The following is a 12,580-nucleotide window of genomic DNA, read 5'->3' as shown; positions in this document are numbered from 1 at the left end:
GGCACCTGGGCCAGTGCGTCGAGCAGACCGGAAGGCACCACCACCTCGGGCCGTGACACTCCAAACGCGGCCTGTGGCAAGTGCAGAGCGGACGGATCAGATGATGGTGCAACGAGCACGGCGACCTTACCGGAACCGGGTTGGTTCACCGGTCGGCGCCGTGAGTTCCTTGGTCATGAAGACGCGGCTGGCGCCTGGCGGATCGCAGGGCACCTCTCCGAGCCGCTTCCAACCGTGGTTCTGGTAGAAGCCGGGGGCCTGGAAGGTGATCGTGTAGAGCACGGCCATGCGGCAGCCACGGGCACGGGCCTCGTCCTCGGCCTGCCGGAGTAGTTCTGTTCCCAGCCCGCTACCACGCAGCCGGGGCGGCAGGTAGAAGAGGTCGAGGAAGAACAGCCCGAGCGAGGTACGCCCGGTCAGTCCGCCGACCACCTGGCGCGTTTCGGGATCACGGACCAGGACGGCCAGAGGTCTGCGGTCGGCGATTCCCGTATGTTCGATGTTGAAGCGGTCCAGCGCGTCGGAGATTGCCGCGACGTCCTCCGATAGGGGGGAGTCGGTGAGCACCCACTCCGTCTGGGGTTTGGGCTGGTGGGAGGCGGTGACGGCAGTGTCGGACGCAGGCATGGTTGCTCCAGTACGTGAGCGGATGTGGGTGCAGGGCCGGTGAGCCCGGCGCACGAGCCGACGCTAGGACCCGGACGCTTCGACGGACGCCGAAGGGACGTCGGCGACAATGGGCGCCGTGGACATTCAGCGCGCAGACCAGGATGTGGGTGTGGACCTGGCGGGCGTGGCCAAACTGGTGGCCGACAACACCCGGGCCGCCTTCTGCCTCGCAATGCTCGACGGCCGGGCGTGGACGGCGAACGAGCTCGCGCGCTACGCCGGAGTCGCACCGTCCACCGCGACCTCGCACCTGAACCTGCTCGTAAACGGCGGACTCCTCGTCGAGGAGCGGCACGGACGCCACCGCTACGTACGGGTGGCCGACCGCAGAGTGGTCGAACTGATCGAGAGCCTTGCCGCGCTGGCCCCTAAGCGCAGCCCCCGGCCACGCTCGCTGGCGGCCTCCGGCCGGCAGCAGGCACTGGCCCGCGCCCGGCTGTGCTACGACCACCTGGCCGGAACCACCGCGCTGGCTATCACCGACGCGATGATCGAACACGGACTCCTGGAGTGGGGGCCCGAGCAGGGCCTGACCGGCAAAGGCTCCCTCTGGCTTGCCGAGGTCGGCATCACGGTGCCCGTCGGCTCACGCCGGCCACCGGTGCGCGCCTGCCTCGACTGGACCGAGCGCCGTCCCCACCTGGCCGGCGCGGTGGGCGCCGCCCTGTCCGCCCACGCACTTGCCACCGGGTGGATGACGCGCATCGGAACCAGCCGCGCCCTCCTCGTGACACCCGTCGGCCGCCGGGCGCTGCACGACCACCTGGGCCTGCCACCAGCTGAACTCTGATCCTGAACCGGACCTGACCCTGCCACACCGACGCGTGATCAAGCCGGGCGAACAGGACTCTCCCCGAGGCCCTGGGGGGTGCCGGCTGCCGGAATACGGGTCCTTCCGACATCCGGTCTCGATTCCGGGGCCCTGTGTCCGCGTTCAGGCGTTCGGTGGGGGCAGGTCAGGAGGCGGCGAGGCTGATCTGGTCCTTGAAGATCACCCAGCGCTGGCCCGGGTCCTTGGTGTCGCACGGCTTGGTCGACACGTTCGGGGTGTTCCAGGCGTTGGTGAAGCAGTAGGCCGGCGCGTAGGCGAGGGTGATCTGCTGGCCCGAGACGTTCCAGTACTGTCCCTGGTCCTTCGGGTTGCACGGCTTCACCGAGACGTCCGAGGCGTTCCAGGTGTTGGCGAGGCAGTAGGCCGGGGCGTTGGTCAGGGAGATCTGGTGGCCCGAGAGGGTCCAGTGCTGGCCCTGGTCCTTGGTGTCGCAGGGCTTGGTGGAGATGTTGGGGGTGTTCCAGGCGTTGGCGAGGCAGTAGAGGCCGGGAGCCTTCAGCGTCGGGGCTGCGGCACTGGTGGCCTGTGCCCCGGTGGCCGGCAGGAAGGAAGCGGTCAGCGCCAGTGCGGTGAGGGCGAGCGTCTTGCGGAGGGTGATTGCCATGAGGACGAAATCCGTTCCTGCCGGAGAAGTGGGATTCACGCCCGGGGGCGGGATGGATTTCCATCCCGTTTCGAACGCAGGGTAATTGGTAGCAGCAGCCGAGAGTTGGCCAACGGTTTCTGCGCGGTATTTTCATTCCAATGAGCCGCGATATGTGATGACCCGACAGACGCTTGAGAGGGCAGTCGGGCCACGTGTGTCTGCGAGGCCCGCGGGCGGGTCACTCGCAGGCGATGCCGTCGCCGTCACGGTCGAGATGGGATCCGAACCCGGGATCGCCCCGCCGGATCGGAGCCGCGTTCGCGGCACGGACCGCGGTGCAGTTCCGGTACGAGACGCTCCCACCGCTGCCCGAGCTCCCGGAGCCCGTGCTGCGGTTCGCGCCTGATGACGCGCGGGCTGCCGGGGCGCGCACGGGGTTCCTGGGCTTGGCGTCATCAGCCGCCGAAGCAGCCGGCTCCTGTGGCCGCTGCGCGGGAGCGGGCGGCGCCGGGATGTTGCCTGACATGGATGCGGGCGCCGGCACGGGCGGTACGGGGCCGGTTGAAGCCTGCGGCGCGGACGGTGATGCCGTCCCCGGAACCGGCACGGTGGAAGCCGCGGCTGGGCGGGCGGGGGGCGCGGCGGTGACCGTGACCGTCACGGCCGGGGATGGCGGCCTGGCGTCGTCGTGCACGGCTGGAGGCCGCGGCCCTCGAGGACGAGGACCGCGAACCAGATCGACGCCAGGACCACGGTCACCAAACTCGATCCAGCCGGTCAGCTGCTGCCGCAGGGTGTCCTTTTCCGCAGCGACGTACAGAGCGTGCTTCTGGCCCGCTGCGCGGTCGAGGCGGAACCAGTCGGGCATCTCCAGAACGAAGGCGTCCGCGACCGGCCAGGCCGGCGGGACGTGGACTTCGTGGAGGGTGTCGATCAGATCGGGGAAGCGGCCCTCCCTGCGGGCCTGGGCCAGCTGCGAGGACAGCCGCCGGTACATCGGCGGTGTGTGCGGCAGCACGCCCTCGGCTGCGAGCCGGTACATGACCTGCCTCAAGGTCACCTTGAGCGGCGCGTACCCGTCCACGATCTCCCGAGCGCGGTCCACGACGAGGGGCCACCGGATTCGTTCACGAGCCATACCGGTACGTGTACCCCTCCGTGCGGCCGCCGGCCCCCCGGGATACGGATAGACCTCTCCCCTCGGCTATCGCGAGGTAAGAGGTGTCGTGCTGTGAAGGGGGCTTGCCCACAGTCTCTGACCTGCACGAATGGAAGATCACCAGTTTCGGGGGGTCTCACCTCCGGTCACGCCTGCGATCCCCCGCCTAGTGCACCCCTCCAGACACCTCTGCAGCCCCCTTCCGGTGCAACCCTCTCCGGGGCGAGCGCGGCCTCACCGGCTCGCCGCCACCGTTTCCGGGCCGGCTTCCTCACGCTGGGGCAGGCGCGGTGGGGACCAGACAGGGTTCCAGCGCCAGGACGCCCACCGGTCGGCGTCCGCGAACGGCCCGGTGCGTTCCTCGAGCATCACGAGGACCTGGGCGCGGGCGTACTCCACCGCCTGGTGCTCGGTGTCGGTGACAATGCCCAGGCGCCGCACGTGGGCGTACTCGTCTTCGTCCTTCCACGTCCACGTGCTCAGGTCGGGGTCGATGACGAGGTCGACGGTCAGGTCGAAGGTGTCGAACCCGGTCTCGGTGCGGCGGGTGGGGTGCTCGAAGTTGACGTGCCAGCCTCAGCCCGGCCGCGGTGAAGAAGGCGTTGATGCTGAACCACGCCGTCGGCGGCTTCCGCAGCAGCAGTTCGGTCTGCTGCCACACCCCGGGTGCGAGCTCCCACTGTCCCGTCGCCATCGCGTCGAACGCCTCTGTGCGTACGGACCGGTCGCCGCCGGCGCGGGCCTTGGCGTACAGGGCCGGCCACAGCGCCTGCGCTCCGGGCGCGCAGGCGGTCACCAGCGCCTCGCTGGTGTCGGCGAGGACGCGTAGTGCTTGCGCGCTCCACACGTGCCCGGAGCGGTGCACGTCGCGCCGAACGGCCGTCTCCCCCGTCGTGAAGGTCTTCACCGGTGCCTCCCTCGCGATCCCGGCCGGGACGTCCATCCGGGCGGGCACCACCTCAGCGCGCCGGGGGCGGGGTGGGCAAGCCGCCGTTCGGGGCGGCTCGCCCAGGCTCCCCTTGGGCTTTCCCAGCCGCTCAGGCTTGCCCGGCCGCCGGCTCCCACAGCGGGCGAGCACACCCGGTCCCGTCGTAGTGGAAGCACCGGCCTCCCCCAGGCGTGCTGCGGGCGCCGAAGGTGCCGGCGGCGTGGCGGAACAGCCGGGTGAGACCGGTGGCGTGCGCCGCGTGGATCGGGAGCTCCTGCCGTCTGCCGAGCGTGACCGCCAGCGCGACGCCGGGGCCGGTGAAGTGGGCGTGGGGAGGTTGCCGGTCATCGCGCGGAGCGTCTCGTTCACTTGGTGCATCGTCTCCGCGCCGGTCAGCTGAACGCGGGCCGCGAGGATGGTGTCGGCGGCCGCGGTGAAGGACAGGAGTCCGGCCGGGCGGACGAGCGGCCCGACGCTGCCCACAGGGTCGGGATGGGTGTGCTGGAGCTGGACCAGCGCGTGCCACACGCTGCCCGGCAGATCCTGGGGCGCGGCCTCTTCTCGGGTGCGTCTCATGAGCCCTGTCTATGGCCTGGGACTGGTGCGCGGCCGGGCTCGGTCCTTGCCGTCCCGTACGGCGACGTGCCGACCTCACAGGCCGTCCCGCCGGGCGGGCGGGGCGAGGCCGGGGGCGGGCAAGCCACCCATCGGGGCGGCTTGCCCGGGCTCACCTCGGGCTTGCCCGGGTCAGGTCCGCCGGCGGAACCAGCCGCGGCCCCGATCCGGCTCCGGCACGTCCTCGGGCTCCGGCGCGACGGCCTGGAGGCGGGCGGCTGCGGCGGCGGCTTCCAGGCGGGCGACGTCGTCGGCGTGGCAGGTGCCGCACAGGGACGCGTCCCCGGCCGTCCAGGGGCCACCGCGCGCGGTGGTCTCCTCCCAGCGCTGGTCGGTGAACTTCGCCCCGCACCGCTTGCACACGGGTCGCTGCGCCTCCCGCTCAGCAGCACGGCGCCGCTCCTCCGCCGCGTCTGCGCGGGCCTCCTGGTCGCGGAAGAGGGCGTCGCCGTCGGGGTTGTCGAGCGCGGCCGTCAGCTTCTGCTCGCCCTTCCGTCCCAGTCGCCGCCACACCGCCGCGTCCGCGCCGTGCTCCGTCAGCTGCTCCAGGGTGGTGACGACGACGGGCACCGCCTGGCCGTAGTCCCGGGCCGTGATCCCCCGGTGGTAGGTGTCGTACCGGCGCGGCGCCCAGTAGCGGCGACCGGCTTCCTCCAGCACGGCGACCGTGTTGGCGACTTTCGCCTCGGTGGTGTCCGCGAACACGAACGCGAGGGGCACCAGGCCCTCCCGGCCGGTCGGTGGGTAGACCCGGCGCCACAGCCGCTTCTCGTGGTCGACGTGCTCGATCGCGTCCGGCCGCGAACGGACCCGGTCCACGATGCTCTTGTCCGCGTCCTTCGGCAACAGCCGCCCCACTCCCAGTACCGGCGCAGCTTGGCGACCAGGTCGTGCGCGTCCTCGGTGCGGCGGTCGATCTCCAGCAGCAGCGCCGGCACCCCCGCCTCCGGCGCCCGCACCACCAGGTCCGCCCGCTGCACGTACCCGTCCGCGAGCCGGTGCCCGATCTCCGTCTGGAATCCGAGCCGGTGACCGATCCCGGAACGGTGGAGGTCGGCGGCCGTCGAGGTGACCGCCGCGGCGTGGTCGTCATAGCCGGTGCCGAGCAGCTCCCCGGTGTCCGGGGCGTACTCCTGCTTGCGCAGCACCGAGACCCGTATGCCCTTCGGCTCCAGCAGCTGCTGCGCGTCAGCATGTCCGCGCCGGGTCAGCACCCACACCTGCCGCTGGTCCTCCTGCACCGACTCGGTCCTCACCAGGTGGTGGTCCTCCAGATCCAGGAGGTTGTCCCGCGTGAGCCGGTCGTGCCGGTTGTCCGGACGGGTCAGCTTCCACAGCTGATCGGGCGTAGCCCTCTGGAAGATCCCCAGCGCTCGCAGTAGTTCCCGACGTCGAGGCTCGGTCGAAGTCCTCCTGTGCTTAGGCCTCCTTCGTACATGAGGGGTGTCGGCGCTGCGACGACCCCCCTTACGCCCTGCCTGGCCTGCGGAAACGCCCGACCCCGGGCGTGGAGGCGCGGAGGGGGTGACGGAGGGGTCCACGGAGGGGGTCTCTCCGGCCTGTACAAGGGGCTGCTCAGGCTCGTCGGCGGTGATCGCCACAGGGTGCTCCTGGAGGTGGGGCGGGCCTGTCCCGCCATTCACCTTCTACAGGTGTGGTTTTCGGCTCCCGTGTGACGCCGGCCTTGGAAAACCTCCCCGCGGTGACCGCATCGTGATGCACCGCGATGACCTGTCGCAGTCAAGGCTGGTCGTTTCTCACGGAAGTTGAGCGTGTTCGAGCATGGGGCCGGAATCACCGGTTTTTGAGTACGCATTCCAGAGGCGTTGGGCTAGGCGTTGCGCCATCGTCGAGGCAGACCCGCACGACCGGAGCGCCGCCGGCAACGTCTGCCGGCACATCGAAGCTGAATTTCTGGCTGTCACCGTTGCACACCGCGAAGGGGCTAATCCTTTTGTCCAGTTGATTGCCCGCCGAGTCGAGGGTGTAGGCCGTAGTCCCCCGGCAGCTCGCGACCGCCTTGTGCTCCCCGGCCACGCGGACCGACCTGTTGTACCAGGTGATGGTTCCCTTCGTGTACGTGTTCCCCACGACGACCTCAAACGACTTGACCGGATAGGCAGAGGTGCTGGCGCTGGCCAACGGCGCGCTCACGAGCATGCTCGTCGTCAGTGCAACGGTGCCAAGAGCGGCAGCAAGATGGTGGCGCATGCGGTCCCCCTGAAGGTGAGCCTGTCGCAGCTGTCGATGAAGAACCATCAGTCTCTGGGCGCCGCATCGACAACGTCCATGCCATATCGGGCCAACCACCCAGCGGCTGAAAGTGTGGGGCGAACCACGCCCGATCCGCTCATCAAGACGGAACGGCTTCTGTCCCGTCTCATTAGATCTTGCAGAGATAGAGCCGCTGACTTGCGGGCTGACAGGTGGAGTCGAGACTCAGGGCAGGTGGAACGGGTCGTCTCGGGAGAGCCGTGGACGGAGTCGAGTGCTCGTCTCACCGATCATGGCGAGGGAGGGGAGCCCTGAGTAGGACTCTGTCAGGATGGTGAGATTTCTGGTCCCATGATTCGCAGTGAAGGTGGCAGTTTCGGACCAGGCCGATGACCAACTTCGGCACTGGAAGCTGGCAGTACCCATTCCGTCGAAACCGGTCAGGAAGGCGACGACTCGGGTTCGTCACAGTTCCAGCCGGTTTCGGGGAACTGTTCGAGCAGGGCGGAGAGCGACTTCGCCTGCTGGATGGCGGATGGCCAGTCCTGAGCGGAGACGTCGCGCAGGACCAGCGGCGGGGGTGTCTGCCGGAAGTCGTAGGTAAGCATTTCGCGGCTTCCGTCCCCGCCGATGACGACGCTCCCGGGGAAGCGCTTCCGGAACTCGCCAGCCTCATTGACTTCGATGAGCTCCGCGGCGGCATTGATCATCAGGAAGTCGTCCCCCAGACCCGTCTCCACCGCCGCACACTCTCGTCACTGACCCCCAGCATCCGCGCGATATCAGCACCCGAACGTCCCTGGTCGAACAACTCAGCCGCCCGCACACGCCGGGCCTCGGCCAACTGCGGCCGCGTCAAAGGAGGAACAACAGGCGAAGGCTTGAAAGACACAGCATCAGGATCCCACCAACGACTCCACCACACCCACAGAACTAACGAAAAGATCAGTAGTCAGTCAAAGGGCTGCCTGCGTCAGCATCACAGCGGACCGCCACGCCCAGCAGCACTGTCCCCCGCCAGCCCCGCCGACCTGCAGGAGCCCCTCTCAACCGTGGTCGGGATCTCGTACGAGCGGCTACTGCCCACGCTGGTCGTGGAGCGGATGCTCCGTCCGCGCCGCGGGACGGGGTAGATGCTTCAGCAGATCGGCCGGCGCGGGCGGAAGCCCCGAACGGCTCCGCCCGCCCGGGCGGTTCGGCGCGCGCCGCGTGGGTTCCACCGTCCATACCCGGGCTGCGGTCACCGTCTGTCTTTCGGCTTGCTCCGTGTGGCCGCGGCTTCAGCGTCTTCCAGAGCCCTGCAGAAGGGGCACAGCAGGCGTTCGTGGCTGTCCCAGTCGGCGGCATCCGTCCAGTACGCGCCCAGAAGCTCGGCGCGCACTCCGGATACACACTCGTCATGCTTGCGTGAATGCTTCGTCATGACCGGGGCAACGTCCGCGTCCGTGGCCGAGGTGCGGACCGTTACGACTGCCAGCACAACGGAGACATCCACACACGCGAGGGCCGAGGTCGTCACGATCTGATCACACAGGGTGTCCGTCGTGGCCGTGGCGGTTGGATACTCCCCGTCGCCCCGTCCGGCCTGGATGACCAGGGCGACGAGGACGAGGAGGACTGCGGCGAGTTTGATGACGTCCGCCGCGGACCATCCTTCGTTGAACGCGTAGACGAGAACGGCGGTGACGGCGTACGGCCAGGTCTTGCGCCTGGGAGAGTTGAGTGCGGGCTCAGGCCCCGTCAAGGGCGCAGACGACCGGCACCGGTCCCATCCCCGACATACTCTGGGCGTCGGGAGGCTTGACGCCGGCCGCCTCACGCAGTGCCATGAGCACGGACGGAGGGTGCGGAATGAGCGACGAGGACAGCGACACCGAGAGCCAGGGCGACGTTCCCCCACGACGCCCGAGCCTCACAGATCTCCCAGGCACTGTCTGGACCGTGCTGCTGGTTCTGCTCGTGCTGGGGCTGTTCCTGTGGGGCCTCACCCGGGGCGAGAGCGGCGGAGGGCACCCCGACGGGTACACCGGTTGGCACTGAGCGGATGAACGCGGGCTGCATCTAGCTAGTTCCGGGAAATCCTCGACCGTGGTGCGCACCTCGTCCCTGGTGAGGAGGCTGGGCATGATCTTGGCGAGCGAGCCTTTCCCGCGGTGCAGTACCGGGTGGCCCTCGACCGCGCGGGACGGCACCTCCTTCCACGACATCTCGCGGCGGGCGACGTCCCGGCGCCGCTTGTCCTCCTCCTGCTGTGTTTCGAGCTCTCGGATGGTGTGCTCCGCCTGGACGAGCTGCCACGGCCGGCGTCCTTCTCCAGCGACGCCCAGTACGGATGCGTTGACACGGCGACGGACAGCCTGGGGAGGGATCCCGGCCGCCCGTGCCCTCTCCCGTGTGCGGGTGAACGGCGCCGGGCCAGCCCGGCAGCGGCACCACCGACCGAGGCGGCGCCCAGCACGGGGCCGGGGCGGGGATTCCCCGTTGTAGGTGAATGCCACCAGTTCTGGCCCGTCCGTGGATACAATCTCGCTTCCGTGCTCATGACATGTGGTCGCCGAAAGGAACCTGAGGTGGGGGAGCCGCGGAGCGGTGCGGACATCCAGCCTTTGGAGGACGATGATCCGGCCCGGCTCGGCCGATTCCCGTTGATCGGCCGCCTGGCAGCCGGTGGCATGGGGCGGGTTTACCTGGGCCGCTCACTCACTGACGGCATGCTGGTGGCCATCAAGTCTCCCCTGGCACAGGCTGAAGTCAGTGCTGTCGACCGCAGGCGCTTCGCCCGTGAAGTGAAGGTGGCCCGGCGGGCGGAAGGCTTACACACCGCACGTGTGCTGGGAGCGGATGCCGAAGCTGAACGGCCGTGGCTGGCCACCGAATACATTCCGGCGCCCTCGTTGGCGGAACTGGTTTCAGAAGCCGGAACGCTGGCCGGCACAGCGGCCCGGTGGGTGACGCGCGGAGCTGTGGAAGCGATCGCGGAGCTCCATCGACAGGGAATCGTGCACAGGGACGTGAAGCCGCAGAATCTGCTGCTGCCTCTGAGCGGACCACGGCTGATCGACTTCGGGATCTCCCACGCGGCTGACCTGACACGTACGCAGCTGACCTTGGGGACGGTGGCGTTCACCTCTCCAGAGCAGGCACGTGGCGAGCCTTCGACAGTCGCGTCGGACATCTACTCCCTGGGTGCGACCCTCTTCCACCTCGTCGTCGGCCGCGCCCCGTACCCGGCCGGTATGGAGATGCTGGCACTGCTCACGTACGTGGCGGAGGCGGACCTCGACCTGGCGGGTCTGCCCGGTGAACTCGCCCCGGTGGTGCGCAAGTGCCTCGCCCTGAGGCCCGGGGACCGGCCGACAGCCGAGGACCTGCTGGACAGCCTCACCACCGAACTGGCCGAGATGCCCACGCTGGCGCGTCCGGAAGGCTGGCTGCCCCGTCCCTGGACCGCGCTCATCGAGGTCTACGCACGCCAGGGCCGCGAGCTCGCCGCCGATCCGCGCGCCGTCGGCACCGCGCCCGAGCAGTCCGCGACATCGCTGGGAAACGCGCTGCCCCCAGGCCGCCCAGCGGCCCACCCCGCAGAGACCGCCGTCGAACGCACGGCACACCTGCCCGCCTCCCCCGAGGACGACACGCGGCAGCCTGGCGACCGCCCCACAGGATCGCGGAGCCGTCGTGAGAGTGTCTTCGTGCGGTCCGTACAAGGGGTGATGGCGTCCGCACTCTTGTTGCTGGGCGGCGGACTGGCCTACGGCTACTACCAGCACCGGCAGGCCGAACAGCCCGGGCCGGTCGACCGTGCCTTCGCCGACATCAGGACCGGCGACTGCGTCCGGACCGGCCTCGATCCCGCGGGACGCTGGCTCGCCCCTTCACCCGAACCCACGCACTGCGCCGCACCCGGCGCTCACTGGCGCGTCGTCGCATCCACCAGCAAGGTGGTGCCGGACCGCTGCGGAGCGCCCTACGCCGCGGTGGCTTGGACCCGGTCCAGCCGCGCGGCCACCGTCGGCCTCTGCCTCGAACGGCTCTTCCACCCGGGCGAGTGCGTGATAGGCGCCCAGCCCAACCCCGCAGTCCTCACCGAGGTCATGCCGCTCAGGGACGGGACCGTCTTCGCCACGACCGTCCAGTGCTCGGATACGGCCCCGGACACCCTCGCAGTCCTGCGCGTGCTGCAGTACGGACTGTCCGATACGACCTGCCCGCCACGGACACAGGTCCGCTACAGGTTCCCCGACCGGGGGCGGATACTGTGCCTGACGACCACCTGATCCTGCGTCCGCTGCACCGGGCAGACCCCACCTCGCTGGGCCCGTACCAGCTTCTCGGACGCATCGGTGCGGGCGGCATGGGCCGCGTCTACCTCGCGAACCGGAACGGGACCGAAGGCCTCTATGCCGTCAAAACCCTTCTGGCCGACGGCCTGACGACCGATGCGGACCGGGCCCGATTCGCCCGCGAGGTCAAGATGGCCAGACGCGCGGCCGGACCCCGAACAGCTCGCGTGTTCGATGCGGACCCGCACGCCCCGCTGCCCTGGCTCGCGACGGAGTACGTCGCGGCACCTTCCCTGGGCGACCTCGTGGCGCGCTGCGGAACGGCTCATCCCGCCGCCGCTGCCCGCATCGTCGCCGACTGCGCCACCGCCCTGGAAGCACTGCACTCCACCGGCGTGATCCACCGCGATCTGAAGCCGCACAACATCCTGCTGACCTCCCAGGGCATACGACTCATCGACTTCGGTATCTCACATGCCACCGACCTGACCCGCACCCGTGTCACCCTCGGCACCGTCGCCTACATCGCTCCCGAACAAGCACGCGGAGAACCCGCCACGGCCGCCTGCGACATCTGGGCCCTGGGCGCCACACTCAGCGCGCTGGTGGCCGGTCGTCCCCCCTACCCCGACACCGGCGACCCGATACGCCTCCTTGCACTCGTATCCCGCGCGACGGTCGATCTCAGCGACCTTCCCGCCGCGCTCCGTCCGCTCGCGGAAGCGTGCCTGTCCCCCGAGGCGGCCGACCGGCCCACCTCGGCAGAACTGCGCGTCCTGGCCGAGGAATGTGAAGCCGCACACCGGCCGTTCCGAACCGGAGCGGCCGAGCCGCCCGAGAGCTGGATCGCCCTGATATCCGACTACGAGACCGAAGGGGAACAACTCAGGGACCAGCACGCCCCCGATCTGCCGGCACCTGGCCACGAACGAACTCAACGGATCGCAGGACTGACGCCACAGGGCTGGAAAGCCGCCATCAGTTTTGTCTCCAACCTCACCGCTCTGATCATCCTCGGGGCCGGAGGCCTGCTCACACTCATCATCACTGTCGCGGTCATCGTGGTCGCCCTCTCGCCGTAGTCATTCCGGATGCCTACGGGGCCGAGACGGATGAGTTCCGCGACACCAGGAGCGGTTCGCCTGGTTCGTCGACCGCGGCCCGCCTGGGAAGCATGATTCGCAAGTTTCACCGCGGAGCTGCGCCATGAGGCGCTGACGGGGTTCCAGCTTCGATCTCCCGCAGCAGTTCCCCGTCATCGTCATGGAGCTCAAGACTGAACCGCAGACCGAAC

13 protein-coding genes and 1 pseudogene are annotated in these 12,580 nt (G+C 69.4%); 4 read left to right on the top strand and 10 right to left on the bottom strand.

From position 1 onward, the window contains the following. Positions 1-126: 126 nt before the first annotated feature. Positions 127-627 carry a GNAT family N-acetyltransferase gene (locus ACRRSS_RS18305; RefSeq protein ID WP_435972197.1) on the bottom strand — a complete coding sequence of 167 codons (501 nt, stop codon included), beginning with the start codon at positions 625-627 and terminating at the stop codon, positions 127-129. Positions 628-736: 109 nt separating this feature from the next. On the opposite strand from ACRRSS_RS18305, the gene ACRRSS_RS18300 reads away from it, so the two are divergent. Continuing rightward, the gene (locus ACRRSS_RS18300) at positions 737-1,459 is read left to right on the top strand and encodes an ArsR/SmtB family transcription factor (protein ID WP_435972196.1); all 723 of its coding nucleotides are present in this window, start codon (positions 737-739) and stop codon (positions 1,457-1,459) included. 166 nt (positions 1,460-1,625) lie between these two features. Here the strand turns inward: ACRRSS_RS18300 and ACRRSS_RS18295 are convergent, their stop codons facing one another. The 9 genes and pseudogenes from ACRRSS_RS18295 to ACRRSS_RS18255 form a co-directional block, all read right to left on the bottom strand. Beyond that, positions 1,626-2,105 (bottom strand): ricin-type beta-trefoil lectin domain protein, encoded by a 480-nt coding sequence (locus tag ACRRSS_RS18295; protein ID WP_435972195.1) that lies wholly within the window; start codon positions 2,103-2,105, stop codon positions 1,626-1,628. A 220-nt stretch (positions 2,106-2,325) separates the two neighbouring features. After that, the gene (locus tag ACRRSS_RS18290) at positions 2,326-3,225 is read right to left on the bottom strand and encodes an excalibur calcium-binding domain-containing protein (RefSeq protein ID WP_435972194.1); all 900 of its coding nucleotides are present in this window, start codon (positions 3,223-3,225) and stop codon (positions 2,326-2,328) included. 255 nt (positions 3,226-3,480) lie between these two features. Continuing rightward, complete coding sequence (locus ACRRSS_RS18285; RefSeq protein WP_435972193.1) at positions 3,481-3,687, bottom strand: hypothetical protein; 207 nt, start codon at positions 3,685-3,687, stop codon at positions 3,481-3,483. A 1,234-nt stretch (positions 3,688-4,921) separates the two neighbouring features. Further along, positions 4,922-5,635 carry a hypothetical protein gene (locus ACRRSS_RS18280; protein ID WP_435975527.1) on the bottom strand — a complete coding sequence of 238 codons (714 nt, stop codon included), beginning with the start codon at positions 5,633-5,635 and terminating at the stop codon, positions 4,922-4,924. Between the two features lie 71 nt (positions 5,636-5,706). After that, positions 5,707-6,330 (bottom strand): annotated as a pseudogene (locus ACRRSS_RS18275) (hypothetical protein); the annotation flags it as partial. Between the two features lie 253 nt (positions 6,331-6,583). Continuing rightward, a complete protein-coding gene (locus ACRRSS_RS18270) occupies positions 6,584-7,000 on the bottom strand; it encodes a hypothetical protein (RefSeq protein WP_435972192.1) in 417 nt (138 codons plus the stop codon). A 443-nt stretch (positions 7,001-7,443) separates the two neighbouring features. Beyond that, positions 7,444-7,743, bottom strand: coding sequence for a hypothetical protein (locus tag ACRRSS_RS18265; protein ID WP_435972191.1), 300 nt, complete (start codon positions 7,741-7,743; stop codon positions 7,444-7,446). After that, a complete protein-coding gene (locus ACRRSS_RS18260) occupies positions 7,713-7,829 on the bottom strand; it encodes a helix-turn-helix domain-containing protein (RefSeq protein WP_435975369.1) in 117 nt (38 codons plus the stop codon). Before ACRRSS_RS18260 ends, ACRRSS_RS18265 begins: the two co-directional genes overlap by 31 nt. 414 nt (positions 7,830-8,243) lie before the next feature. Beyond that, the gene (locus ACRRSS_RS18255) at positions 8,244-8,747 is read right to left on the bottom strand and encodes a hypothetical protein (protein ID WP_435972190.1); all 504 of its coding nucleotides are present in this window, start codon (positions 8,745-8,747) and stop codon (positions 8,244-8,246) included. A gap of 107 nt (positions 8,748-8,854) precedes the next feature. On the opposite strand from ACRRSS_RS18255, the gene ACRRSS_RS18250 reads away from it, so the two are divergent. The 3 genes from ACRRSS_RS18250 (at position 8,855) to ACRRSS_RS18240 (ending at position 12,368) form a co-directional block, all read left to right on the top strand. Then, on the top strand, positions 8,855-9,043 hold the full coding sequence (locus ACRRSS_RS18250; protein WP_435972189.1) for a hypothetical protein: 189 nt from the start codon (positions 8,855-8,857) through the stop codon (positions 9,041-9,043). A gap of 500 nt (positions 9,044-9,543) precedes the next feature. Further along, the gene (locus ACRRSS_RS18245) at positions 9,544-11,280 is read left to right on the top strand and encodes a serine/threonine-protein kinase (RefSeq protein ID WP_435975368.1); all 1,737 of its coding nucleotides are present in this window, start codon (positions 9,544-9,546) and stop codon (positions 11,278-11,280) included. After that, positions 11,262-12,368, top strand: a complete 1,107-nt coding sequence (locus ACRRSS_RS18240; protein ID WP_435972188.1) for a serine/threonine-protein kinase — start codon at positions 11,262-11,264, stop codon at positions 12,366-12,368. The genes ACRRSS_RS18245 and ACRRSS_RS18240 overlap by 19 nt, the downstream gene beginning before the upstream one ends. The last annotated feature ends 212 nt before the right edge of the window (positions 12,369-12,580 follow it).

Origin of the sequence: Streptomyces sp. Qhu_M48, from assembly GCF_051305195.1 — a bacterium.
Lineage (GTDB): Bacteria > Actinomycetota > Actinomycetes > Streptomycetales > Streptomycetaceae > Streptomyces.
Note: the sequence above shows the minus strand (reverse complement) of the source record. Positions and strands in the feature narration are given on the sequence as shown.

What these genes read in the sequence shown, in the direction of transcription:
- ACRRSS_RS18305 (WP_435972197.1), bottom strand. Translation starts at nt 627, where the DNA reads ATGCCTGCGTCCGACACTGCCGTCACCGCCTCCCACCAGCCCAAACCC.
- ACRRSS_RS18300 (WP_435972196.1), top strand. Translation starts at nt 737, where the DNA reads ATGGGCGCCGTGGACATTCAGCGCGCAGACCAGGATGTGGGTGTGGAC.
- ACRRSS_RS18295 (WP_435972195.1), bottom strand. Translation starts at nt 2,105, where the DNA reads ATGGCAATCACCCTCCGCAAGACGCTCGCCCTCACCGCACTGGCGCTG.
- ACRRSS_RS18290 (WP_435972194.1), bottom strand. Translation starts at nt 3,225, where the DNA reads ATGGCTCGTGAACGAATCCGGTGGCCCCTCGTCGTGGACCGCGCTCGG.
- ACRRSS_RS18270 (WP_435972192.1), bottom strand. Translation starts at nt 7,000, where the DNA reads ATGCGCCACCATCTTGCTGCCGCTCTTGGCACCGTTGCACTGACGACG.
- ACRRSS_RS18250 (WP_435972189.1), top strand. Translation starts at nt 8,855, where the DNA reads ATGAGCGACGAGGACAGCGACACCGAGAGCCAGGGCGACGTTCCCCCA.
- ACRRSS_RS18245 (WP_435975368.1), top strand. Translation starts at nt 9,544, where the DNA reads ATGACATGTGGTCGCCGAAAGGAACCTGAGGTGGGGGAGCCGCGGAGC.